Source organism: Paraburkholderia sp. BR10954, from assembly GCF_040965775.1.
Classification (GTDB): domain Bacteria; phylum Pseudomonadota; class Gammaproteobacteria; order Burkholderiales; family Burkholderiaceae; genus Paraburkholderia; species Paraburkholderia youngii.
The window spans coordinates 1-611 of sequence record NZ_JBFRCK010000202.1 but is presented as its reverse complement, the minus strand read 5'-3'; the positions used below and the strand labels follow the sequence as shown (position 1 = coordinate 611).

Annotated in this window: 1 protein-coding gene; it reads left to right on the top strand. The window is 60.4% G+C overall.

What is annotated here, in order from left to right:
* On the top strand, positions 1–611 hold a 611-nt coding region (locus AB4Y34_RS41865; protein WP_368719309.1), incomplete at both ends, for an AMP-binding protein.

Genomic DNA, 611 nt, shown 5'->3' with positions numbered 1-611 from the left:
CATCTGGCCTATGTGATCTACACGTCGGGTTCCACCGGCACGCCCAAGGGCGTGATGGTTGAACATCGTGCAGTGGCCAATTATCTTGCGTGGGCCTGTGAAGCTTACGCGCCACGATCATCCTCGATCGTTTCTTCTTCCCTGGCGTTCGATGCGACGGTCAACAGCCTGTTTGCACCGCTGATCTGCGGTGGTCATGCACGGCTGGTACGGGAACGCGATGAGGTCGCGGGACTAAAGGTACAGGCCAGTTCGGCATGCGGGCTGGTCAACATTACCCCGAGCCATCTGGACGCGCTTGGACAACAGATGCTGGCGGGCCCGATGACCAGCCAGATTGACCTGCTTGTTATCGGTGGTGAGGCGCTGTCGCATTCAACAGTCGAGTTGTGGCGCAGGGTTCAGCCTGGCGCCAGGATGGTGAATGAATACGGGCCGACCGAAACGGTTGTGGGTTGCACCTTTTACGAAATTCCGAGCGAATGCGCTGTATCGACGCACGTTCCGATCGGCCGTCCGATTGCGAACACGCGGGTGTACGTGCTGGACGGTCATGGAGAGCCGGTGCCGTTCGGGGCGGTGGGGGAGCTCTACATTGGCGGGGCGGGGGT